This window comes from Pseudonocardia sp. CA-107938, assembly GCF_050936315.1.
GTDB lineage: Bacteria > Actinomycetota > Actinomycetes > Mycobacteriales > Pseudonocardiaceae > Pseudonocardia.
On the sequence record NZ_JBNJNA010000001.1, the window covers coordinates 296,005 to 317,685 of the forward strand.

General features: G+C 73.7%; 23 protein-coding genes. 13 read left to right on the top strand and 10 right to left on the bottom strand.

Features of this window, described 5'->3' with window-relative positions; genetic code table 11:
• Positions 1-46: 46 nt before the first annotated feature.
• Positions 47-1,333: a hypothetical protein gene (locus ACQEVB_RS01380; protein WP_432963684.1), complete on the top strand. Its 1,287-nt coding sequence runs from the start codon at positions 47-49 to the stop codon at positions 1,331-1,333.
• A 358-nt stretch (positions 1,334-1,691) separates the two neighbouring features.
• On the opposite strand, the gene ACQEVB_RS01385 is transcribed toward ACQEVB_RS01380, so the two are convergent.
• The 3 genes from ACQEVB_RS01385 to ACQEVB_RS01395 all read right to left on the bottom strand — a co-directional run bounded on the left by ACQEVB_RS01385 (position 1,692) and on the right by ACQEVB_RS01395 (position 5,342).
• A complete protein-coding gene (locus tag ACQEVB_RS01385; RefSeq protein ID WP_432963687.1) occupies positions 1,692-1,973 on the bottom strand; it encodes a hypothetical protein in 282 nt (93 codons plus the stop codon).
• Complete coding sequence (locus tag ACQEVB_RS01390; RefSeq protein WP_432963690.1) at positions 1,973-3,757, bottom strand: 3-hydroxyacyl-CoA dehydrogenase family protein; 1,785 nt, start codon at positions 3,755-3,757, stop codon at positions 1,973-1,975. Before ACQEVB_RS01390 ends, ACQEVB_RS01385 begins: the two co-directional genes overlap by 1 nt.
• A gap of 91 nt (positions 3,758-3,848) precedes the next feature.
• Complete coding sequence (locus tag ACQEVB_RS01395; RefSeq protein ID WP_432963693.1) at positions 3,849-5,342, bottom strand: aldehyde dehydrogenase family protein; 1,494 nt, start codon at positions 5,340-5,342, stop codon at positions 3,849-3,851.
• 74 nt (positions 5,343-5,416) lie between these two features.
• Between ACQEVB_RS01395 and ACQEVB_RS01400 the strand changes: the two genes are divergently transcribed.
• Positions 5,417-5,680: a hypothetical protein gene (locus ACQEVB_RS01400; protein WP_432963696.1), complete on the top strand. Its 264-nt coding sequence runs from the start codon at positions 5,417-5,419 to the stop codon at positions 5,678-5,680.
• Position 5,681: 1 nt separating this feature from the next.
• Positions 5,682-6,188, top strand: a complete 507-nt coding sequence (locus ACQEVB_RS01405) for a 3'-5' exoribonuclease domain-containing protein (RefSeq protein WP_432963699.1) — start codon at positions 5,682-5,684, stop codon at positions 6,186-6,188.
• Between the two features lie 29 nt (positions 6,189-6,217).
• Here ACQEVB_RS01405 and nucS read toward each other — a convergent pair whose 3' ends face one another.
• A complete protein-coding gene (gene nucS, locus ACQEVB_RS01410) occupies positions 6,218-6,877 on the bottom strand; it encodes an endonuclease NucS (protein ID WP_432963702.1) in 660 nt (219 codons plus the stop codon).
• Between the two features lie 74 nt (positions 6,878-6,951).
• On the opposite strand from nucS, the gene ACQEVB_RS01415 reads away from it, so the two are divergent.
• Positions 6,952-8,115 carry an amidohydrolase family protein gene (locus ACQEVB_RS01415; protein ID WP_432963705.1) on the top strand — a complete coding sequence of 388 codons (1,164 nt, stop codon included), beginning with the start codon at positions 6,952-6,954 and terminating at the stop codon, positions 8,113-8,115.
• On the opposite strand, the gene ACQEVB_RS01420 is transcribed toward ACQEVB_RS01415, so the two are convergent.
• Entirely contained in the window at positions 8,116-9,108 is a 993-nt protein-coding gene (locus ACQEVB_RS01420; RefSeq protein ID WP_432963708.1) for a helix-turn-helix transcriptional regulator, read from the bottom strand.
• Positions 9,109-9,127: 19 nt separating this feature from the next.
• Here ACQEVB_RS01420 and ACQEVB_RS01425 point away from each other — a divergent pair, with 19 nt between their 5' ends.
• The gene (locus ACQEVB_RS01425; protein WP_432963711.1) at positions 9,128-9,655 is read left to right on the top strand and encodes an NUDIX domain-containing protein; all 528 of its coding nucleotides are present in this window, start codon (positions 9,128-9,130) and stop codon (positions 9,653-9,655) included.
• 4 nt (positions 9,656-9,659) lie between these two features.
• Here ACQEVB_RS01425 and ACQEVB_RS01430 read toward each other — a convergent pair whose 3' ends face one another.
• Positions 9,660-10,577 (bottom strand): NADP-dependent oxidoreductase, encoded by a 918-nt coding sequence (locus tag ACQEVB_RS01430; protein WP_432963714.1) that lies wholly within the window; start codon positions 10,575-10,577, stop codon positions 9,660-9,662.
• A gap of 81 nt (positions 10,578-10,658) precedes the next feature.
• Here ACQEVB_RS01430 and ACQEVB_RS01435 point away from each other — a divergent pair, with 81 nt between their 5' ends.
• The 6 genes from ACQEVB_RS01435 (at position 10,659) to ACQEVB_RS01460 (ending at position 16,763) form a co-directional block, all read left to right on the top strand.
• A complete protein-coding gene (locus ACQEVB_RS01435; RefSeq protein ID WP_432963717.1) occupies positions 10,659-11,540 on the top strand; it encodes a LysR family transcriptional regulator in 882 nt (293 codons plus the stop codon).
• A 113-nt stretch (positions 11,541-11,653) separates the two neighbouring features.
• On the top strand, positions 11,654-12,847 hold the full coding sequence (gene manD / locus ACQEVB_RS01440; RefSeq protein ID WP_432963720.1) for a D-mannonate dehydratase ManD: 1,194 nt from the start codon (positions 11,654-11,656) through the stop codon (positions 12,845-12,847).
• A 50-nt stretch (positions 12,848-12,897) separates the two neighbouring features.
• Positions 12,898-14,397 carry an FAD-dependent monooxygenase gene (locus ACQEVB_RS01445; RefSeq protein ID WP_432963723.1) on the top strand — a complete coding sequence of 500 codons (1,500 nt, stop codon included), beginning with the start codon at positions 12,898-12,900 and terminating at the stop codon, positions 14,395-14,397.
• The gene (locus ACQEVB_RS01450; protein ID WP_432963726.1) at positions 14,394-14,978 is read left to right on the top strand and encodes a TetR/AcrR family transcriptional regulator; all 585 of its coding nucleotides are present in this window, start codon (positions 14,394-14,396) and stop codon (positions 14,976-14,978) included. Before ACQEVB_RS01445 ends, ACQEVB_RS01450 begins: the two co-directional genes overlap by 4 nt.
• A 79-nt stretch (positions 14,979-15,057) precedes the next feature.
• A complete protein-coding gene (locus ACQEVB_RS01455) occupies positions 15,058-15,606 on the top strand; it encodes a TetR/AcrR family transcriptional regulator (RefSeq protein ID WP_432980049.1) in 549 nt (182 codons plus the stop codon).
• Positions 15,606-16,763 (top strand): acyl-CoA dehydrogenase family protein, encoded by a 1,158-nt coding sequence (locus tag ACQEVB_RS01460; RefSeq protein WP_432963729.1) that lies wholly within the window; start codon positions 15,606-15,608, stop codon positions 16,761-16,763. Before ACQEVB_RS01455 ends, ACQEVB_RS01460 begins: the two co-directional genes overlap by 1 nt.
• Positions 16,764-16,785: 22 nt before the next feature.
• On the opposite strand, the gene ACQEVB_RS01465 is transcribed toward ACQEVB_RS01460, so the two are convergent.
• Both ACQEVB_RS01465 and ACQEVB_RS01470 read right to left on the bottom strand, forming a co-directional pair.
• Positions 16,786-18,078, bottom strand: coding sequence for a cytochrome P450 family protein (locus ACQEVB_RS01465; RefSeq protein WP_432963732.1), 1,293 nt, complete (start codon positions 18,076-18,078; stop codon positions 16,786-16,788).
• Between the two features lie 26 nt (positions 18,079-18,104).
• The gene (locus ACQEVB_RS01470) at positions 18,105-18,812 is read right to left on the bottom strand and encodes a TetR/AcrR family transcriptional regulator (RefSeq protein ID WP_432963735.1); all 708 of its coding nucleotides are present in this window, start codon (positions 18,810-18,812) and stop codon (positions 18,105-18,107) included.
• 67 nt (positions 18,813-18,879) lie between these two features.
• Here ACQEVB_RS01470 and ACQEVB_RS01475 point away from each other — a divergent pair, with 67 nt between their 5' ends.
• Entirely contained in the window at positions 18,880-19,653 is a 774-nt protein-coding gene (locus tag ACQEVB_RS01475; protein ID WP_432963738.1) for an enoyl-CoA hydratase-related protein, read from the top strand.
• Between the two features lie 3 nt (positions 19,654-19,656).
• On the opposite strand, the gene ACQEVB_RS01480 is transcribed toward ACQEVB_RS01475, so the two are convergent.
• Positions 19,657-20,145: a hemerythrin domain-containing protein gene (locus tag ACQEVB_RS01480; RefSeq protein ID WP_432963741.1), complete on the bottom strand. Its 489-nt coding sequence runs from the start codon at positions 20,143-20,145 to the stop codon at positions 19,657-19,659.
• 41 nt (positions 20,146-20,186) lie between these two features.
• Between ACQEVB_RS01480 and ehuB the strand changes: the two genes are divergently transcribed.
• Positions 20,187-21,035, top strand: a complete 849-nt coding sequence (gene ehuB / locus ACQEVB_RS01485) for an ectoine/hydroxyectoine ABC transporter substrate-binding protein EhuB (protein ID WP_432963744.1) — start codon at positions 20,187-20,189, stop codon at positions 21,033-21,035.
• Between the two features lie 3 nt (positions 21,036-21,038).
• Here the strand turns inward: ehuB and ACQEVB_RS01490 are convergent, their stop codons facing one another.
• On the bottom strand, positions 21,039-21,593 hold the full coding sequence (locus ACQEVB_RS01490) for a sugar O-acetyltransferase (RefSeq protein WP_432963747.1): 555 nt from the start codon (positions 21,591-21,593) through the stop codon (positions 21,039-21,041).
• Positions 21,594-21,681 lie beyond the last annotated feature (88 nt).

Consider the following 21,681-nt stretch of genomic DNA (forward strand, 5'->3'; position numbering starts at 1 on the left):
GCGGGCGTCCGCTCACGGGCGGTTGTTGACCGGTACGGTGACCGCCATGTCCGCAGATCCACACGAGCTGTCCGACGAGGCCGGCTTCGCGATCGTCCGGCGGGGCTACGACCAGGGCCAAGTCGACGCACACATGCGCCGGCTCGACGCCGAGATCAAGATCCTGCACACGGACCGGGCCGCTGCGGTGGCACAGGCCGAGGGGATGCAGCGCGAGCTGGAGGCGGCGAGAGCCCGCGCCGAGCGGTTGCGCACGCACCTGCAGAACCTCACCAGTCAGCCCTCCACGGTGCGGCACATGAGCGAGCGGATGCGCTCGATGCTGCGGCTCGCCGAGGACGAGGTCGACGAGATGCTGGCCCGCGCCGAGGCGCAGGCCGGGCAGCGCATCGCGGCCGCCGAACAGGCCGCCCGCGGCATCATCGCAGCGGCCGAAGCGGACGCGGACGCCGTGCGGGCAGCCGCCCAGGCCGACGTCGACGCCGCCATCGCCGGACACCACCGCGCGCGCGACGAGCTCACCGAGGAGCGTCGGGCTGCCGCCGTGCAGCACGAGGAGACCTCGGCCGGGATCGCCGACGAGCGCGAACGGATGCTCGCCGAGGTCGCTCAGCTCCGCGGCTCGGCGGAACGCGAGGCGGCCGAGCTGCGCAGTGCTGCCGAGCGCGAAGCAGCCGAGTTGCGCAGCGCCGCGGAACGCGAGGCGGCGGAGCTGCGGGCTGCGGCCACCGCCGACGCCGAGCGGATCCGGGCGGAGCTCGCGAGCGAGCAGGAGCGTGTGACGGCGGAGATCGCCGAGCGCCGGGCGGCGGCCGAGTCGGCCATCGCGGCGGCGGCGATCGAGGCCGAGGCGCGCCGCAGCAGCGCGTGGGCCGATTCGGAGTACCGCCGCGCGATGGTGGAGGAGGACTTCAAGATCGCGATGGATCAGCGGCGCAAGGAGGCTATCGCCGCACTCGGCACGCAGGTCAGCGACGCCCGCGGCGAGGCGGCGCAGCTGCGCAGCGTCGCAGCGGCGGAGGCCGAGGTGACGGTCGCGGCAGCGCGTCAGGAAGCAGCCGAGATCGTCGCGGAGGCTCGAAGGTCGCTGGAGGGTCTGACCGCCCTGCGCCAGCGCATCGCCCGGCAGTTGGGACAGGTCGGGGCGGAGCTCGACCAGTCGATCGCCGCACTGGGTCCGCTGCCGGAGGAGCGCTCGTCGGGCACGCCGGTCGAGTTCCCGGCGCCGAGCGCCTCCCCGGAGAAGGCGGGCGCGGAGAGCGAGGAGCCGTCGGCCGCGCGACGGCCGTCCCCGACCCGACGGCCACTGCGGCCCCAGGCAGCGCACCGCTGACACCTGCACGGTGTTGGTCGACGCCGATCGACACTGACCGGCGCTGGCCGACGCGAGCGACAGTGCCCACTGACGCCGATCGGCTGTGAGGCACCTGGCTCTGCTGCCTGCCCGGCACCGCTGCTCCGCCCGCACCCGTCCACGGGGCGCGCGTGCCAGGCCCGCGGCGGCACCCGCACGGGGGAGATCAGACTGGCCGAAGCTCTTTGATCCCACTCTCGGGGCTCGCTCTCGCGCTGCGATGCCGAAGCGCGAGCGACCGGCGTGCGCCGGGTCGCATGTAAGTGCCTCCCGGCGCGGCCCCGGATGCCTGCAACGGCTCGTCGCCAGCTCGTGGCACCCGGCCGCCTCGGCGCGGTCAGTGCCGCCCGGGGCGACGGCGCAGCCGTGCGGCCCAGCACGGGCTGTGCCAGTGCCGGCGGTCAGCCAGGGAGCCGTGCTCCTCGGCCGACCACACGACGACGTGGGCGATGCCGCGGGCGATCACCTGGTCGCAGCCGGGGCATCGGTAGTCCTTGGCCGCGGCGGTGCCGGTGACGGTGCGGACGTACCAGTCGCCGTCCGGGCCGGACTCGACGCGGGTGAACGCAGCCGACCGCAGCGGGACGTGGTGGCCCCGCTCGGGTCGGCGACGCACCATCAGCGCGCGGCGTAGTCCCGGAAGCCGTGCCCGGTCTTGCGGCCCAGCCGGCCAGCGGTGACCAGGTGCTCGAGCAGCGGGGCCGGGGCGAACCCGGACACCCGGAACTCGCGGTAGAGCGAGCGCTCGATGGCCAGCGAGACGTCGAGGCCGACGACGTCGAGCAGCTCGAACGGGCCCATGGGCAGCGCGCAGCCGGTCTTCATGGCGGCGTCGATGTCGTCGGCCGTCGCGTAGTGCGCCTCGAGCATCCGTACGGCGTCGTTGAGGTACGGGAAGAGCAGCGCGTTGACGATGAAGCCGGCGCGGTCGCCGCAGCTCACCGGCACCTTCCCGATGCGCTGGCAGATCGCGAGGACGGTCGCGGCGACGTCCGGCGATGTGGTGATCGGCGAGACGACCTCGACGAGCTTCATCACCGGCGCGGGGTTGAAGAAGTGCATGCCGATGACGTCGCCGGGGCGCGAGGTGGCTGCAGCGCACTCGACGACCGGCAGCGACGAGGTGGTGGTGGCGAGGATGGCGCCGGGCTTGCAGATCTCGTCGAGGGCGGCGAACACGGCGCGCTTGACGTCGAGTTCCTCCGCGATGGCCTCCACGACCAGGTCGACGTCGGAGAAGTCCTCGAGCCGGGTGGTGCCGCTGATGCGGCCCAGGGTCACGTCGCGCTCGTCCTCGGTGAGCTTGCCGCGGACGACGGCCTTGTCGAGTGACTTGCGGATGCCCGCGATCGCGCCCTCGACCTTGGACTCGCTGCGGCCACGGACGACGACGTCGAACCCGGCGGCGGCGAAGACCTGGACGATGCCGGACGCCATGGTGCCGGTGCCGACGACGCCGACGCGGGCGATGTCGCGCACGGTGGCGTCCTCGGCCACGGTGCCGGACGGGGTGAGCGCGTCGTCGACGACCTTCGGGGAGTGCGGGGCCTCGTAGGTGTAGAAGCCGCGGCCGCTCTTCCGACCGAGCAACCCGGCCGTGATCATCTGCTTGAAGACGGGGTTGGGCGCGTGCATGAGGTTGCGCGACTCGGCGTACATCGTCTCGAGGATCTCGTAGGCGGTGTCGAGGCCGATCAGGTCGAGCAGGGCCAGCGGCCCCATCGGGTAGCCGCAGCCGTAGCGCATGGCGGCGTCGAGGTCCTCGCGGCTGGCGTAGCGCTCGGCGTACATCTTCGCGGCGTGGTTGAGGTAGCCGAAGAGCAGCGCGTTGGCGATGAACCCGGCGCGGTCGCCGATCACGACGGGCACCTTGTCCAGCGTGGCCGCGAAGGCCTTGATGTCGTCGATGACGTCGGGCTCGGTGACGACCGTGCGGACGACCTCGACGAGCTTCTGCACCGGTGCCGGGTTGAAGAAGTGCATCCCGACGACTTTGCCGGGCCGGCCGGTGCGCACGGCCAGCTCGGTGACCGACAGCGACGAGGTGTTGGAGGCCAGCACGACCTCGGGGCGGCAGACCTTGTCCAGCTCGGCGAGGATCTGGGCCTTGAGCTCGAGGCTCTCCGGCACGGCCTCGACGACGAGGTCGGCATCGGCCAGGTCGGCGAGCGACGTGGTGGTCGTGATGCGACCGAGCAGGGCGTCGGCATCGTCCTGGCTGAGCTTGCCGCGGCCGACGGCCCGGCTGGTGGACGTGTCGAGGTGTTGGCGACCGGCCGCCACCGCCCGCTCGTCGACCTCCACGGCGATCACCTGCAGGCCCTTGCGGGCGAACACCTCGACGATGCCCGCGCCCATGGTGCCCAGGCCGACCACGCCGACCGTCCGGAACTCGCGTGCCACGCGTCTACCTCCGCCGTTGGGGGACGATTCGGCGGACATCATCCCATCCTCAGTGCTTGGTATGCCGAACGTGTGATGCCGGCCTCCCGGCTCAGCGGCCGCGCAGCAGCTTCACCGTGCGGAGCAGCAGACCGAAGCCCTTGCTGGTGCGCGCGAAGCTGGTGACGGCGATCGGCAGGGCGAACCGCTGCCGCGCCACCGACTGCGCGCGCGTGAACTCGCGCAGTCCGTCCTCGCCGTGGATACGGCCGAACCCGGACTCGCCGACGCCGCCGAAGGGCAGGCTCGGGATGCCGGCGAAGGAGATGACGCTGTTGATCGCGACCATGCCGCTGCGCAGCCGCGACGCGATCGCCTCGCCGCCGGACCTCGAGAACACGGTGGCGCCCAGCCCGTAGCTGGTGGCGTTGGCGCGGGTGACGGCGTCGTCGACGTCGTCGACCGTGTTGACGACGAGCAGCGGTCCGAACGTCTCCTCGGTGACGGCGCAGCTGTCCTCCGGAACGTCGACGATCACGACGGGGTCGATGAACGGTGCCCGCACCGACTCGGCCCCGCCGACGACCGCCTTCCCACCCTTGGCGAGCGCGTCCTCGACGTGCCGGCGCACGACCTCGACCTGCGAGCCCATCGTCATCGGCCCGAACGCCGCGCCCGGATCACCGCCGGGCCGCAGCTTCTCGGCCTTGGCCACCACGCGCCGGGTGAACTCCTCGGCCACGTCCTTCACCACGTACACGCGCTCGACGCCGACGCAGGTCTGCCCGGCGTTGGACATGCCGCCCCAGACGGCCGCGTCGGCGGCGGCTTCGAGGTCGGCGTCGGCCGCGACGATCAGCGCGTCCTTGCCGCCGCACTCCATGAGCACCGGGGTGAGCCGTTCGGCGCACGCCGCCATGATCTTCCGGCCGGTCGCCGCCGAGCCGGTGAACGCGATCTTCGCGATGCCGGGCGCCCTGCAGAGCGCCGCACCGGTGGCCCCGTGCCCGGTGACCACCTGGAACAGCGGCCGCCCGTCGACGATCTCGGCGAGCGAGTCGGCCAGCGCCACACCGACGCCGGGGGTGAGCTCGCTGGGCTTGAACACGACGGCGTTGCCGGCCGCGAGCGCGTAGGCGATGGAGCCCATCGGCGTGAAGACCGGGTAGTTCCAGGGGCCGATCACGCCGACCACGCCGAGCGGGACGTAGCGCAGCGTCGCCGCCTGGTTGGCCATCAGCATCCCGGACGACACCTTGCGCCGCCCGAGCACCTTCTCCGCGTGCTTGGTGGCCCAGTCGAGGTGGTCGATGGCGAGCACCAGCTCGAGCTTGGCGTCGTCGAGCGGCTTGCCCGTCTCGGCGCGCACGACCTCGGCGATGTCGTCGAGCCGGCGCACCAGCGCCTTGCGCCACTCCACCAGGCGCGCGCGGCGACCGGCGAAGCCGAGCTCGGTCCACCACTGCGCGGCGTCGACAGCTCTGGTGACGGCCGCCTCGACGGCCGCGGCGTCGTGTTCGGGGTAGGTCCCGACGACGTCTCCCGTGCGGGGGTCGAGCGACGTGAACGTCGCGGGCGCAGCAACCGGCGAGTCGGTGACGGTCATTACCGCAGGGTAACCGTTCCGCGGCGTCCCGGAAGGGCCGATCGCGGCCCGTCCGGGCCGTTACGGTGGGCTCCGTGCGCACGTTCCGCGTCTACCGTCCGACGCTGCCCGAAGGGCACTACCCGGGTCCTCCGCCCGACCAGCCGCACACCGAGGGTGTCGTCTTCAGCGACGGCACCTGCGTCACGCGGTGGATCGGCGACCATGCCGGCACCGAGGTGTGGGCCGACTTCGCCGACTTCGACCACGTGCACGGACACCCCGAGTACGGCTCGTACTACGTGTGGTTCGACGGGGTGGAGAGCGCCGCGCAGAACCCACAGCCGGGACCAGCCTGACGTGCGCAACCTGATCTTCGTCGACTGCGAGGCCGCCGGCCCCAGCGTGGTCTCCGGGGTGCTCGCCGAGTTCGGCGCCGTCCACTACGGCACCCGGCGGACGTTCCACGGGCGGCTGTTCGAGTGCACGCCGGATCCGGCGAACCCGGCCGTGCCGGTCGTCGGGGCACGGGTCGCCGAGGACGCCGACGTGGCGCGCGCCTTCGCCGACTGGCTCCAGGACGTCGCCGGGGGCGAGCGGGTCGCGTTCGTCAGCGACAACCCGGCGTTCGACTGGCAGTGGATCGCCGCGCTGTTCGACCGCGGCGGGATCGGCAACCCGTTCGGGCACAGCGCGCGCCGCATCGGCGACTTCTGGGCCGGGACCCGACGCGACTTCTTCGCCCGCCAGAGCTGGAAGGACTGGCGGCGGACCGCGCACGACCACAACCCCGTGCACGACGCGCTCGGCAACGCCGAGGCGTTCGAACGGATCCTGCAGGAGCTGCGCGGCCCGGAGTCGTCCTAGATCCTGACGGGGAATCCCGTGCGGCCGGCTCAGAACAGCCGCAGGTCGGTGCTCTCCACGCCGCGAAGGGCGTCGTAGTCGACGACGACGCAGCGGATGCCGCGGTCCTCGGCGAGGGTGCGCGCCTGCGGCTTGATCTGCTGGGCCGCGTACACACCCTGGACGGGAGCGAGCAGCGGGTCGCGGTTCATGAGCTCGAGGTAGCGCGTGAGCTGCTCGACGCCGTCGATCTCGCCGCGGCGCTTCACCTCGACCGCCACCGAGCCGCCGGTGGAGTCGCGGCACAGCAGGTCGACGGGCCCGATCGCCGTCATGTACTCGCGGCGGACCAGCGTGTACCCGTCGCCGAGGGTGCCGGGGTGGGCGGCGAGCAGCTCCTGGAGGTGCGCCTCCACGCCGTCCTTCACCAGGCCGGGGTCGACGCCCAGCTCGTGGCTGGAGTCGTGCAGCACCTCGTCGATGGTGATCACCAGCGACTCGTCGGCCTTGTTGCGCACCGTCCACACGCCCGGCTGCTCCTCCAGCCAGCACGGCGGGCTCATCCAGTTGAGCGGCTTGTAGGCGCGGTCGTCGGCGTGGATGCTCACCGACCCGTCCGCCTTGACGAGCAGCAACCGCGGCGCCATCGGCAGATGAGCGGTCAGTCGCCCCACGTAGTCGACCTGGCACCGAGCGATGACGAGACGCACCCGCGAGAGCCTAGCGGCGAGCCGGTGACCGACTGCCCGTTCCCCCACCTTGTGTCCTGGGCCACACTCGCCGGATGCGCAGACTGGCGATCCGGGCGGCCCGGCTGTTCGACGGCGTGACCTGCGCGTCGGACCCGATGGTGCTCGTCGAGGACGGCCGGATCACCTCCGTGCAGCACGGCGCCACCCCGCCGCCGGACGCCGAGCTGCTCGACCTGACCGGCGCCACCCTGCTGCCCGGGCTGATCGACCCGCACGTCCACCTCGGTTTCGACGCCGCGCCCGGTCCGATCGACCGGCTGGTCGCCCGCAGCGACGCCGAGGTGCTGGAGACGATGACCGTTGCAGCTGCCGCGCAGCTCGCCGCCGGCGTCACGACCGTGCGCGACCTCGGCGACCGCGACTACCTGGCAGTCCGGCTGCGGGAGGCGGGCGCCACCGCGCTCCCGACGATCCTCGCGGCCGGCCCGCCGATCACCTGCCCGGACGGCCACTGCGCAGCGTTCGGCACCGTGGTGGCCGGCGAGACCGCGCTGCGGTCGGCCGTGCGCGAGCGCGCCGACCGCGGTGCGGACGTCGTCAAGATCATGGCCAGTGGCGGCGGGATGACCCCGTCGACGCAGATGCACATGCCTCAGTTCACCTGCGCCGAGCTGGCCGCCGCCGTGGACGAGGCACATCGGGTCGGGCTGCCCGTCACCGTGCACGCCCACGCGCTGGAGGCCATCCGCAACGCGCTGGCCGCCGGCGTGGACGGGATCGAGCACTGCTCGTTCCTGACGGCGGATGGCGTCCACGCCGCCGAGGACGTCGTCAGGGAGCTGGTCGAGCGGCAGGTCCCGGTCACGTCCCCGCTGGGTCAGCGACCGATCGAAGGTGCCCCGCCGCCCCCGCCGGTGGTGCAGCGGAACATGGGCGCGATGCAGGCGGCGATGGCCGCGCTCTTCCGCCGCGGCGGCCGCGTCATGGCCGGTCCGGACGCCGGCATCGCCCCGCAGAAGCCGCACGGGGTGCTGCCGTATGCGCTCGTCGACATGGTGGGCGCCGGCCTCGACCCGGCCGCCGTGCTCCGGGCCAACACGTCCGTCGCGGCGGAGGCACTCGGGCTGCCCGCGAAGGGTCGGGTCGCGCCGGGCTGCGACGCCGACGTACTGGCCGTCGAAGGCGACCCGATCAGCGACATCACCGCACTGCTGACGCCCGTCGCGGTGCTCGTCGGCGGGCAGCGGATCCGCTGATCACGGCGTGTTGCGCGCCACCAGTGCCGCGCCGTGCGCAGCGAGCGCCGCACGCAGCTCCGGCGGCTCCAGTGCCTCGACCTGGTCTCCGAGCGCGACGAGCTCGTGGCCGGCGATCTCCACGGTCTCGACGTCGAGCTGCAGCTCGCGCCAGCCATCGGCATCGGCGGGACCGGCCGTCGCGATGGCGCGGACGGCCGCGTCCGCGTCGGTGACGTGGACGAGCCACTTGAGCCCGCGCGGCCCCACCCGCAACCGCACGGTGGCGCGCAGCATCTGGGCCTCGAAGCGGGCCGCCGCCTCCGCCCAGTGCTCGGCGAGGTCGAACCCGTCCGGCCGTTCGAAGTGCTCGGCGGTGCCCTCGGCGGTCGTGATCCGGTCGACCCGGTAGGTCAGGATCACCGGCGCGCGACCGCCGACGCTGCGCGCGACGACGTACCAGACCCCGGCCTTCGCGACCAGGCCGAGCGGCTCGATCAGGCGCTCCACCACATCGTCACCCTGACGAGAATTCCGCCGGTAGCCGATCCGCAGCCGCTGCTGCTCCCACACCGCCTCCGCGACCGTGGTCAGCTCCGGGGCCGCGCGCGAGCCGTGGAACCAGCCGGGCGCGTCCAGGTGGAAACGCTCGGCGACGGTGCGGGCGTGCTCGCGCAGGTCGGCGGGCAGCGTGGCCAGCAGCTTCGCCTGGGCACCGGCCAGCGCTGCGCTCATCCCCAGCTCGGCCAGCGCCTGCGGGGCGCCGACGGCGAAGAGCGCGGCCGCCTCCTGCGCGGTCATGCCGTCGAGGCGGGTGCGCCAGCCGTCGACGAGCCGGATGCCGCCACCGCGGCCCGGCTCGGTCCACACCGGCACGCCGGCCTCGGTGAGCGCGGCGATGTCGCGGTAGACCGTGCGCTCGGACACCTCCAGCTCGCGCGCCAGCTGAGCGGCCGTCGCGCTGCGCAGGCGCTGCAGCGTGAACAGCAGGGTCATCAGCCGGGACGCGCGCACGGCGTCAATACTCCCGCGTGTGGAGACGATCAGCAGCCGGCAGGTCTACGCCAACGCCTGGATGACCGTCCGCGAGGACGCCATCCGTCGACCCGACGGCTCCGATGGCATCTTCGGCGTCGTCGACAAGCCGACGGCGGCCGTCGTCATCCCGTTCGACGGAGAGCGGCTGCACCTGGTGGAGCAGTTCCGCTACCCCGTCGGGCAGCGGCGCTGGGAGTTCCCGATGGGCACCGCGCCCGACCGCGCCGAGCAGGACCCGGCCGAGCTGGCCGCGCGCGAGCTCGCCGAGGAGACCGGGCTCGTGGCGGGCCGCATGGAGCTGCTCGGCGACCTCGACATCGCGCCCGGCATGTCGAGCCAGCGCGAGCACGTCTTCCTCGCGACGGAGCTGACGTCCGGGCCCGCCCGCCGCGAGCACACGGAGCAGGACATGCGCACCGCGTGGTTCACCGTGGCGGAGTTCGAGGCGATGATCCGTGGCGGTGAACTGGTGGACGCGCAGACGCTGGCGGCCTACCTCTTGCTGAGGTTGCGCCGGGCTTAGGGGCTCAGACCGTCAGCACCAGCTTGCCCACCGTCCGGCCCAGCTCCCCCACCTCGTGCAACCTCCCCACCTCCGTCAGTGGGGCCGTCTGCGCCACCTCGACGCGCAGGGCACCCGTTGCGACCAGTGCCGTCAGCTCGTCGAGGCCGGCTCCGTCCGGCTCGACGAGCGGCCAGATCACCCGCACGCCCGGCTTCGACGGCAGCTCGCCGCCGAGGATCGTCACCAGCACCCCGCCGTCGCGCAGGACGGCGAGGGAGCGGTCGGCGACCTCGCCGCCGACGGCGTCGAACACGACGTCGACGTCCTCGACCTGCTCCTCGAACGGCCGGTCCCGGTAGTCGACGACCTGCTCCGCGCCCAGTGACCGCACGAACGCGTGCTTGCCGGCCGACGCGGTCGCCACGACGTGGGCGCCACGGGCCGCGGCCAGCTGCACCGCGAGGTGCCCGACGCCACCGGCGCCGGCGTGCACGAGCACCCGCTGCCCCTTCTCCAGGCCGGCGGCCGCGAGGGACTGCAGTGCCGTCAGCCCGGCGAGCGGCAGCCCCGCCGCCTCGACGACGTCGAGCCCGTCGGGGATGCGGGCGAACTGCCGCGACGGCGCCGTCACGTACTCGCCGTAGCCACCGCCCTCGTGCGGGAAGCGCGGCATGCCGAGCACGCGGTCGCCGACGGCGAACCGGGTGACACCGCCGCCCAGTGCGACGACCTCGCCGGCGACGTCCCAGCCGAGCACCCACGGCGCCGGGCCGAGCAGGCCGCCGACCCCGCCGCCTGCGCGGGTCTTCCAGTCGACGGGGTTGAGGGCAGCCGCCCGTACCCGCACCAGGATCTCAATCGGCTCGGGCTCGGGCACCGGCCGTCGCGCGGGCTGCAGCACCTCGGGGCCACCGGGTCGGACCGTTTCCATCACCAGCATCGATTCGCTCATGGCCAGCGCAACGGCGGCGCGATCGAGAGCAGTCCCGCACCAACGCTCTGAGACTTATGCTCTCCAGCTATGGATCCGGTGCGCCCGCTGCGGTACGTCGTCGCGGTGGCCGACGAGCTGAGCTTCGGCCGGGCCGCTCGCCGTCTCGGCATCGCGCAGCCCACCCTCTCCCGTGCCGTCCGGGCCTTCGAGGACGCGCACGGCGTGGTCCTGTTCGACCGCACCACCCGCAGCGTCGAGCCGACGGGCGCGCTGCGCGCCGCGATCGACGACTGGCGGGCCGCGATCGCCGCGGCCGACCGCGCGCTGGCCGCCGCGCGCGGCGAGACGGGCGGTGAGGTCCGCGTCGGGTACGTCCTCGGCGTGGCCAACGGGATCCTGCCCGCGGCGGTGCGCGCGGCCCGCGAGCGCGGCATCACGCTGGACCTCGCCCACCTCTCCGTCGACGAGCAGGTGGCGGCGCTGCGGCAGCGCCGCATCGACCTGGCACTGCTGCGGCTGCCGGCCGAGGTGGTGACGACCGCGCTGGTCGTGGTGCCGCTGCACGACGACGAGCTGGTGCTGTCGGTGCCGGTGGACCATCCGCTGGCGACGGCGCCCGAGCCCGTACAGGGAGCGCTGCTGCGCGCCGAGCCGATCGTCTTCTGGCCACGCGCGATAGCCGCCGGCCTGCACGACGCGATCAGCGATCAGTGGTTCCGCCGGCACGGCTTCCCGCTGCAGATCGTCGCCGAGACCAGGGACACGACGGCGTTGCTGGCCCTGGTCGCGGGCGGGCTGGGCTGCACGCTCGTCACCGCGAGCACGGCGGCGTCGATCACCAGGGCCGGGGTGGTGCACAAGCGGCTGGACGGCGCGCCGACCACCACCGTGGCCGCGGTGCACCGGCGCACCCCGGACGCGGCGACGGTGGCGGCATTGGCGGCGTTCCGCGCCGCCGCTCAGGCCTGACCGAGGACGCGCGGCGGCCGCGCGGTGCGTAGCGTCTGCCGCGTGTCCCTGTCCGCGACGCGCGGGCTGCTCCCGGTGAGCATCCCGCAGCACGTCGAGAACCTGCTGCGGCGATGAGGATCGTCGACGCGGCCGTCGTCGTGACGAGCCCCGGCCGCAACTTCGTCACGCTGCAGCTCCGCACCGACGCGGGCCTGACCGGCCTCGGCGACGCCACACTCAACGGCCGCGAGCTCGCCGTGGCCGCGTACCTGAGCGAGCACGTCGTGCCGCTCCTGATCGGCACGGACGCGCACGCGATCGAGCACACCTGGCAGTCGCTCTACCGCGGCGCGTACTGGCGGCGCGGGCCGGTCACGATGGCCGCGATCGCCGCCGTCGACGTCGCGTTGTGGGACATCAAGGCCCAGGTCGCCGGCCTGCCGCTCTACCAGCTGCTGGGTGGCGCGAGCCGCGACCGCGTCGCGACGTACGGGCACGCGTCGGGGCGCGATCTGCCCGAGCTCTTCGACAGCATCCGGGCCCGCCTGGCCGAGGGCTACCCGGCGGTCCGCGTCCAGACCGGGGTGCCGGGGCTGCAGCGCGTCTACGCGGTCGCGCAGCCCGACGCCGACACCGTGCTGCCCGTCGTCGAGGACTGGGACAGTGCCGCCTACCTGCGGCACCTCCCCGGCGTGTTCGAGTCGGTGCGGAACGAGTTCGGCCCCGACCTGCCGCTGCTGCACGACGTGCATCACCGGCTCAGCCCGCAGCAGGCGGCGCGGCTCGGCCGGGATCTGGAGCCGTACGACCTGTTCTGGCTGGAGGACGTCACCCCGGCCGAGGACCAGTCGGCGCTGCGGCTGGTCCGGCAGCACACCACGGTGCCGCTGGCGATCGGCGAGGTCTTCAACACCGTCTTCGACTACCAGACGCTGATCACCGAGCGACTGATCGACTTCGTGCGCTCCCCCGTCACGCACTTCGGCGGGATCACCGCGGTGAAGAAGCTCCTCGACCTCGCCGCCGTCTACGGCATTCGCAGCGGGCTGCACGGCCCGGCGGACATCTCCCCCGTCGGCATGGCGGCAGCGGTGCACCTCGACCTGGCCGTGCACAACTTCGGCATCCAGGAGTTCACCGGCCACCCGCCGGCGGCCGCCGAGGTGTTCCGGGGCGGCTACACCTTCCGCGACGGGCACCTGCACCCCGGGGAGGCGCCCGGCCTCGGCGTCACGCTCGACCTCGACGCGGCGGCTGCCTACCCGTATCGCCGCGCCTACCTGCCGGTGAACCGGCTCCACGACGGCAGCGTGCATGACTGGTGATCTCTCATGTTAGTCGCTAACATGTTAGCGACTAACACAGGGAGATGGCCATGAACACATCCGTGCTCGTCGTCGGCGCCGGCCCCACCGGCCTCGCCCTGGCCTGCGCACTCGCCGCGGCCGACGTGCCCGTGGAGGTCGTCGACCGGGCGACCGGGCCGGCCACCACGTCCCGCGCGCTGGGCCTGCAGCCGCGCGGGATCGAGGTGCTCGACCGGATCGGCGCGCTCGGCGACCTGCCCGAGCACGGGCGGGCGATCGAGCACACCGTGGTGCTGGTCGGCGGCCGGCAGTTCGCCGACCTGCGGTTCGCCGGCGCCGGACCGCTCGTCCGCCGGCGGGCGCTGATCGTGTCGCAGACCGAGATCGAGTCCCGGCTGCGCGCCCGGTTCGCCGAGCTGGGCGGCACGATCCGCTGGGCCGCCGGCGCGACCGGCCTGCACCAGGACGCCACCGGCGTCGACGTCGCGCTCGCCGACGGCAGCACGGTCCGCGCGGCGTGGGTCGTCGGCTGCGACGGCGCGCACAGCGCGGTGCGCGAGGCCGCCGGCATCGGCTTCCCCGGCGTGCCGCTGAACGAGCGCTTCCTGCTCGCCGACGTCCACGCCGACCTGCCGATCGACCGCGACTCCGTCACCGTGTGGCTCGAGGGCGACCGGATGCTCGCGGTCTTCCCACTGCCCGGCGCCGACCTGTGGCGGCTGATGGCGCCCGACCGGCGGCCCGCGGGCGGGCACCTCGCCGCTGCCGACGTGCGCGACGCGCTCGCCGCACTCCTCGAGTCCGACGCGGGGATCCCCCGCGCCGCGGTGGGCGCGGCCGAGTGGACCTCTGTCTTCGCCATCCACCGCCGGCTCGCGGACACCTACCGGGCCGGCCGGGTCCTGCTGGCCGGCGACGCCGCGCACGTGCACAGCCCGTTCGGCGGGCAGGGGCTCAACACCGGGATCGGGGACGCGGAGAACCTCGCCTGGAAGCTCGCGCTGGTCGCCTCCGGCCTGGCCGGCGAGCAGCTGCTCGACACCTATCAGGCGGAGCGGCGGCCCGTCGCGGCCGAGGTGTTGGCCGCGACCAGTGCGGCGACCGGGGTGGCACTGGGCGACAGCGCCCCCGCGCGGGCGCTGCGCCGGCTCGCCGTCCCGCTGCTCGATCACGACGTCGTGCAGCGCGCCCTCCTGGAGCGCGCCTCCCAGCTGCGGATCTCCTACCGGCACGGGCCGCTCGGCCGGCGGTTCGGCCGCGGACTGCGAGCGGGCGACCGCGTGCCGGACCTGCGCTGCACGCGCACCGACGGCACGCCGACGCGGCTGCACGCCGAGCTGGGCGACACCTGGGCGCTGCTCTGCCCCGCAGGCCTCGACGACATCCGAGCGGCCGTTGCCGAGCGCCTCCCCGTCGCCGTCCTGCGCGGCTCAGGGCGCGACGCCCTGCTCGTCCGCCCCGACGGGCACCTGGCGTGGCGCGGCCGCGAACCCCGCGGCATCGCGGAGTGGCTGACACGCGCACTCGGACCGGCCGTGGCGCCGCGGGTCGGAGCATCCGCCGCGTGACCCGACCCGATCGACACGCCGAGCGCCGCGCCCGCACCCGGGAGAACCTGCGCCGCCACGCCCTGCGCATGTTCCTGACCGAGGGCTACGAGGCCGCGACCGTCGAGCGCATCGCGGCCGCGGCCGGCGTCTCGCACATGACGTTCTTCCGGCACTTCCCGACGAAGGAGGCGGTCGTCTTCGCCGACGACTACGACGCGATGCTCGAGGCAGCGATCCTCGCGCGCCCGGCCGCGGAACCACCGCTCGAGGCGGTGCGGCGCGCGCTCGTCGGGGCGATGCGCGGGTTCGGGCCGGCCGAGATGGAAGCCGTCGCAGCCCGCACCCGGCTGGTCAAGGACACACCGGCGCTGCGCAACCGGATCTGGGAGAACGAGTACCGCGCCCAGCAGCACATCGCCGCGGCGCTGGCGCAGCGCGCCGGCCTCCCGGAGCCCGGCCTGCGGTTGTCGGTGCTGGCCGCGGCAGCGCAGGCAGCCCTGCTCACGGCGCTGTGGGCGTGGGCCGACGACACCGACGCGCAACCGCTCGCGGACGTCGTCGATGCGGCGTTCGCCGCCCTCATAAACAAGCAGTCTTGACTGTTTGTTTTCACTGAGGGACGCTCCGCAGGTGGCGACCCGGCAGAAGGAACGCAGCGAGACCACGCGTGCCCGCCTGATGGACGCCACCGTCGACTGCCTGGTCGAGCTGGGCTGGTCGGGCACCACGACCACGATCGTCGCCCAGCGTGCCGGTGTCTCCCGCGGCGCCCAGCTCCACCACTACCCGACCCGCACGGACCTCGTCGTCGCCGCCGTCGAGCACCTCGGCGCCGCCCGCTTCGCCGAGGCCCGCGCCGCGGCCGCCGCGCTGCCCTTCGGGCCGGAGCGCACCCGCGCGGTGCTCGACATGCTCGCCGAGCTGCACACCGGCCCGCTCTTCCGCGCCGCGCTGGAACTGTGGGTCGCCGCCCGCTCCGATCCCGACCTGCGGGCCGTCGTCGTGCCGTTGGAGGCCGAGGTCGGGCGCGACACGCACCGCCTGACCGTCGAGCTGCTGGGAGCCGACGAGACACGCCCCGGCGTCCGCGCGGCGATCCAGCAGACCCTCGACATGGTGCGCGGCCTGGGCATCTCCGCCCTGCTCACCGACGACTCCGCCCGACGCTCCGCGATGCTGGACGACTGGGCCCGCCAACTCGACACCCGCCTGGGAGGACGGCCCTGATGGACCTGCGAGAGACCGACGAGCAGCGGCTGCTGCGCTCCTCCGTCGCCGCCATGGCCGCCAAGTACGGCCACGACTACCTGCAGGAGAAGGCGCGCACCGGCGGGAAGACCACCGAGCTGTGGCGCGACGCCGGCGAGGCCGGCTACCTCGGCGTCGCCGTCCCGGCCGAGTACGGGGGCGGCGGGGCCGGCATGGTCGAGCTGGCGATCGTCGCCGAGGAGATCGCGGCGGCCGGCTGCCCGCTGCTGCTCATCGTGGTGTCGCCGGCGATCGCCGCGACCGTCATCGCTACCAGCGGCACCACGGACCAGAAGGAGCGGTGGCTGCCGGGGTTCGCCGACGGCACCGTCAAGATGTCGTTCGCGATCACCGAGCCCGACGCCGGCTCCAACTCGCACAAGATCACCACGACGGCTCGACGCGACCCGGCGGGCGGCTGGCGGCTCTCCGGCCGCAAGTACTACATCTCCGGCGTCGACGAGACCGACGCGACGCTCGTCGTCGCGCGGCTGGAGGGCGCGCAGGGCACGCTGCGGCCGGCCATGTTCATCGTGCCGACCGACTCGCCCGGCATGACCTACCAGCAGATCGACATGGCGTTCACGGCCGCCGAGAAGCAGTTCACCGTCTTCTTCGACGACGTGCACCTGCCCGACGACGCGCTGGTCGGCGGCGAGGAGGCCGGCCTGGCAGCCCTGTTCGCGGGCCTCAACCCGGAGCGCATCACCGTCGCCGCCTACTCCAACGGCCTCGCCCGCTACGCCCTCGACCGCGGCATCGCCTACGCGAAGGACCGCACCGTCTGGAAGACCCCGATCGGCGCCCACCAGGCGATCGCGCATCCGCTGGCCAAGGCGCACATCGAGGTCGAGCTGGCCCGCATGGCCACCACCCGCGCCGCCTGGTTCTACGACGCGGGCGACCACGCCGCCGCCGGCGAGGCCGCCAACATCGCCAAGTACGCCGCCGCCGAAGCCGCCATCAACGCCGTCGACGCGGCCGTGCAGGCGCACGGCGGCAACGGCATGTCCGTCGAGTACGGGGTGGGCACGCTGATCGGCGCCGTCCGCACCGCACGCATCGCCCCGGTGAGCCGGGAGATGATCCTCAACTTCGTGGCGCAGCACTCGCTGGGACTGCCGAAGTCGTACTGAACGGCGGTTGCGGACGAGCCGGCTACCCCAGACGCACGGGGAGCGCCGTCAGCCGGCGCACGCCCGGAAGCGGGAGCCACTGCGGTGCCTCCCCCGCGAAGCTGATCCGCGGGTAGCGCTCGAACAGCATCCGCAGGCCCACCTCGCCCTCCTGCCGCGCCAGCGCCGCCCCGAGGCAGTAGTGCGGCCCGTGCCCGAACCCGACGTGGCCGTCGCCGCGTCCGGCCGGGTGGCGGGTGACGTCGAGGCGGGTGGGGTCGTCGTAGGCGCGCGGGTCGCGGTTGGCCGCCACGAGCACGGGCTGGATGGCGTCGCCCTGCGGGATGGTGACGCCACCGATCTGGAGGTCCTCGGCCGCGTACCGCACGCGGGCGATCTGCACGGGACCGCTGGTGCGCATGAGCTCGCCGACCGCGGTGGTCCAGCCGGACGGGTCGGCCAGCAGCCGCTCCAGCTGCGGGCGCTCGCTCGTCATCAAGGCGTACGCGCTGTTGGCCAGCAGGTGGGCGGTGGTCTCGTGGCCGGCGAACACGAGCGTCAGGAGCATCGTGACGATCTCGACGTCGGTGAGCCGGTCGCCGTGCTCGTCGGTGGCGACGACGAGCGCGCTGAGCAGGTCGTCCTGCGGTTCCGCCCGCCGGCGGTCGGTGAGCTCGTGGCAGTGGGCGATCATCTCGGTGGCCGCGGCCGGGACCGCCTCGGGGTTCATCGAGACGAGCGTCGCACCCCAGCGGCGCCAGTTGGGCCGGTCGGCCTCGGGCACTCCCACCAGCTCGCAGATCACGGTGATCGGCAGCGGGTAGGTGTACTGCTCGAGCAGGTCGGTGTCATCTGCTCGATCCGACAAGCTGCGCTCGGCTGGGTCGGGCAGCCGATCGAGCAGATCGGCGGCGATCTCCTCCACGCGGGGTCGCAGCTCGCCGACCCGGCGCACCGTGAACGCGCGGGAGACGAGCTTGCGGAGCCGGGTGTGGTCGGCGCCGTCGTGGTCGATGATCGAGCCGGTGAGGTAGCCGATCGCGTCCTCGGGCATGCCGATCTGGCGCAGCTGGGAGGCACGAGCGTCCTGAGCCGCGCCCGGGATCCCCGTCGGGTCGACGCGGACGCGGGGATCCGCCATGACCTCGCGCACGTCGGCCTGCCGGGTCACGAGCCAGACGGGGTTGCCGTCGAGGGCGATCGCGCGGCGGACGGGCCCCTCCTCGCGGATCCGGTCGTAACCCGCGTACGGGTCCGCGACGAGCTGCGGATCGGTCATGGCGACGACAGCAGAGCCGGCAGCAGAGCCGGCAGGGGTGGTGGCAGGCGCGTTCATGGATCTCTCCTTCGTTCGGTCCGGGATCACCGGACGCGGCGACGCCATTCCTCGTCGATCAGCGCGACGAAGGACTGCAGGCCGGCGACGACCCCCGCACTCCCGGCGGACAGCGCGGCCGGGGACGGGTCGGCGGTCTCCAGTGCCGCCGCGACGGTGTGCGCCAGCAGGTCGGCCTGGACGGCCGGATCGGTGCCGGCGTCGGCGCTCATGAAGAAGCCGACGCCGACGGCCGTGAGCACGGCCAGCTGACCGTCGACGCTCAGGTCGGTGCGCAGGGCCCCGACCTCGCGGAGCCGGGTCAGGTAGCCGCGCTGCACCTCGGTGCGTCGGGCGGCGATCGCGCCGAGGGTCTCGCCGGCCTCGTGGACGAGCCGGCCGAGCACCTCCGCGTCACCGAGGTACAGCACGCGGGCGACGGGGTCGGCGGCGACGTCGAGGTACGACCCACGCAGCATCCGCGACGGGAGCATCTCGAGCGGGTCGGCCTCGATCCGCTCGATCAGAGCTGCGGACAGCCGCCGGTGAGAACGCAGGAGCACGGTCAGGAACAGCGCGTCCTTCGTGCGGAAGTGCAGGTAGACCGTGCCCTTGCCGATGCCGGCGTGCTTCGCGACGTCGTCGATCGTCACGCGCTGGTAGCCCCACCGCAGCAGCAGCTCGGCGGCGGAGTCGAGGAGTCGCTCCGCTCGCCCCGAGCCCGACTCGTTGACCAGAAACGCAGATTCGGTCACGAAGTCAGACTAGCGCGACCCGATCGTCCCGTCGACCTTCTGCATCCGCAGAGCTACCGTCGCAGGCATGGCCGACCACGAGCACATCACGGTCGAGCGCGACGGCGCGGTCGTCCGCATCACGATGAACCGCCCCGACCGCCGCAACGCGCTCTCCGAGCCCCACCTGCGCGAGCTGCTCGACGCGTTCGAGGCCGCCGGCCGCAGTGACGCCACCGGGATCGTCCTGGCCGGCGCCGGCCCGGCGTTCTCCGCCGGCCACGACTTCGCCGACGTCGCGGCCCGCGACCTGGCCGGCGTGCGGGAGCTGCTGCGGCTGTGCACGCGGCTCATGCAGACGATCCACGAGGTGCCGCAGGTGGTGATCGCCCGGGTGCACGCGATCGCGACGGCCGCCGGCTGCCAGCTCGTGGCCTCCTGCGACCTGGCCGTGGCCGCCGAGTCCGCCCGCTTCGCGCTGCCCGGCGGGAAGGGCGGCTGGTTCTGCCACACGCCCGCCGTGCCGGTGGCCCGCAGCGTCGGCCGCAAGCGGCTCATGGAGCTCGCGCTCACCGGCGACCCCATCGACGCCGCCACCGCCGCGGACTGGGGTCTGGTCAACTACGCGGTGCCCGACGCCGAGCTCGACAAGCACGTCGACGAGCTGCTCGCCCGCGCCACCCGCGGCAGCCGCTACGGCAAGGGCGTCGGCAAGCAGACGCTCTACGCGCACCTCGACCGGCCGGAGGACGCGGCCTACGCCGTCGCCGTCGAGGTCATGGCGGCCATGTCGCAGACCCCCGGCGCCCGCGAAGGCATGGCGTCGTTCCTGGAGAAGCGACCGGCCGTGTGGACGGACTGACCATCAGTCCGGCGCCGTGACCCCGAGCAGGTCCTGCGCGGAGCCGGCAGCGGGTGGCAGCGCGTTCAACGCGTCGACGATCCGCCGCTCCTCGAAGGTGAAGTGCGACTCCAGGATCGCGGCCAGGCCGCCGAGCTCGGCGCGGATGCGGCGCGCGTCGGCGTCCGTCGGCTCGGCGGGGATGCCTTCCACCAGGGCGGCGAGCTGCTGCAACAGCCCCGCGACCAGCTCGTGGTCCTCCTCCAGCTTCGTCACGATCGGCGCGAGCTCGGGGAACTCCGCGCGCAGCGCCGGGAAGGCGCCGGCGTCCTCGCCGCGGTGATGGCGCCCGACCGCCGAGCAGAACGACAGGCAGTGCGCGGCCAGCTGCCGCGGCCGCTCGGCCAGGTCCGCGTCCAGGTCGGCGGACAGCGCCGCCAGCTCGCCGCGCAACCAGCGATGGACCCGCACCATCTCCTCGCCGACGGCGACCAACCTCGCATGCGCGCCCACAGGACCAGCGTAGTGATCAGGGATCGCTAGTCTGTCGCGCGATGACCGACCGGCGGACCTTCCTCGCCGCGGCGCTGGTCGCGCCGCTGCTCGGCGCCTGCGCCCCGGCTGCGTCCGGCTCGACGCTGGAGCGGGCACGCCGCGACGGCGCGCTGCGGATCGGGATCTCCGGCGAGCGTCCCTTCGGCTACACCGACACCGACGGGCACGTGACCGGCGCCCAGCCGGAGGTCGCGCGGCTCGTGCTGCGCAGGCTGGGGATCGGCGGCATCGAGGCCGTCCAGGTGCGGTTCGACCGGCTCGTCCCGACGTTGCTGGCCGGGCAGTGCGACCTCGTCGCAGCCGGCATGACGATCACCCCGCAGCGGTGCGCGCAGGTGGCGTTCTCGCGGCCCGACTTCGTCTCGCCGCCGGCGTTCCTCGTACCGGCCGGCAACCCGCAGCGCCTGCGCACCTTCGACGACGCCGCGCGCCGCGGGATCCGGGTCGCGGTGCTGGTCGGGTCCGTCGAGCTGGACCGGTCGCGGGCGGCGGGTGTGCGCGAGGACCGGCTGGTGGTCGTCGACGACCAGCGCGAGCTGCTCGAGGCCATCACCGGCGGCCGGGCGCGCGCCGGCGTGATGACCGCGATCTCCCTGGCCGACGAGCTGCGGCGCAACCCGGGCACCGGGCTGGAGGTGACGCCGCCGATCACGGCGCAGAGCTCCGTGCCGCCCGCAGGCGGGTTCGCCATGCGGCCGGCCGACCTCGACCTGCGGGCCGCGTTCGACCGCGAGCTCGACGCTCTGCACGCAGGGGACGAATGGCTGCGCGTCGTGGCGCCGTTCGGGCTAGGCCCGGACAACGTTCCCCCCGCGTCGCTCACGACCGACGAGCTCTGCCGGGCGTAGCGCTCAGAGCTCGCGGATCACGCGCGCCGGTTTGCCCGCCACGAACGTCCGGTCCGGCACGTCGCGCAGCACCACGCTGCCCGCGCCGACCACCGCGTCCGCGCCGATGGTGACCCCGGGGCAGACGAGCACCCCGGCGCCGAGCCAGGCGTTGGCGCCGATCGTGATCGGCAGGGCCCGTTCCCAGCCGTCCCGGCGGCGGTCGTGGTCCTCCATCGGGTGGATCGCGGTGAGGAGCTGGCTGCCCGGCCCGATCCGCACGTCGTCGCCGATCGTGATCGGTGCATCGTCCATGAACAGGCAGTTGTGGTTCACGAAGGCGCGGGATCCGAGCCGGACGTGGCTGCCGTAGCTGCAGCGGAACGGCGGCAGCACGAGGGCGTCGGGACCGGCCGCGCCGAGCAGCTCCTCCAGGATGCGGCGCCGCTCGGCGTCCTGATCGGCGGTCGTGGCGTTGTACCGGTCGAGCGTCCGCCAGCACTGCCGCAGGCTCGCGGCGAGGTCGTCGTCGAGCAGGTACCACTCGCCACGGGCGAGGCGTTCGCGCTGATCACTCACCGGCGACCAGCATTGACGCGCGTGATGGGCCGGGTTCCGAGCGTCCTCCGATTCCGGTCATCAGAGGTCGGGGCGGTCTCGTGCCGGG

Excerpts from the sequence above, each read along its gene's own strand:
- ACQEVB_RS01380 (WP_432963684.1), top strand. The coding sequence starts at position 47 with ATGTCCGCAGATCCACACGAGCTGTCCGACGAGGCCGGCTTCGCGATC.
- ACQEVB_RS01385 (WP_432963687.1), bottom strand. The coding sequence starts at position 1,973 with ATGGTGCGTCGCCGACCCGAGCGGGGCCACCACGTCCCGCTGCGGTCG.
- ACQEVB_RS01395 (WP_432963693.1), bottom strand. The coding sequence starts at position 5,342 with ATGACCGTCACCGACTCGCCGGTTGCTGCGCCCGCGACGTTCACGTCG.
- ACQEVB_RS01415 (WP_432963705.1), top strand. The coding sequence starts at position 6,952 with ATGCGCAGACTGGCGATCCGGGCGGCCCGGCTGTTCGACGGCGTGACC.
- ACQEVB_RS01430 (WP_432963714.1), bottom strand. The coding sequence starts at position 10,577 with ATGCTGGTGATGGAAACGGTCCGACCCGGTGGCCCCGAGGTGCTGCAG.
- ACQEVB_RS01435 (WP_432963717.1), top strand. The coding sequence starts at position 10,659 with ATGGATCCGGTGCGCCCGCTGCGGTACGTCGTCGCGGTGGCCGACGAG.
- manD (WP_432963720.1), top strand. The coding sequence starts at position 11,654 with ATGAGGATCGTCGACGCGGCCGTCGTCGTGACGAGCCCCGGCCGCAAC.
- ACQEVB_RS01445 (WP_432963723.1), top strand. The coding sequence starts at position 12,898 with ATGAACACATCCGTGCTCGTCGTCGGCGCCGGCCCCACCGGCCTCGCC.
- ACQEVB_RS01455 (WP_432980049.1), top strand. The coding sequence starts at position 15,058 with ATGGACGCCACCGTCGACTGCCTGGTCGAGCTGGGCTGGTCGGGCACC.
- ACQEVB_RS01460 (WP_432963729.1), top strand. The coding sequence starts at position 15,606 with ATGGACCTGCGAGAGACCGACGAGCAGCGGCTGCTGCGCTCCTCCGTC.
- ACQEVB_RS01465 (WP_432963732.1), bottom strand. The coding sequence starts at position 18,078 with ATGAACGCGCCTGCCACCACCCCTGCCGGCTCTGCTGCCGGCTCTGCT.
- ACQEVB_RS01475 (WP_432963738.1), top strand. The coding sequence starts at position 18,880 with ATGGCCGACCACGAGCACATCACGGTCGAGCGCGACGGCGCGGTCGTC.
- ehuB (WP_432963744.1), top strand. The coding sequence starts at position 20,187 with ATGACCGACCGGCGGACCTTCCTCGCCGCGGCGCTGGTCGCGCCGCTG.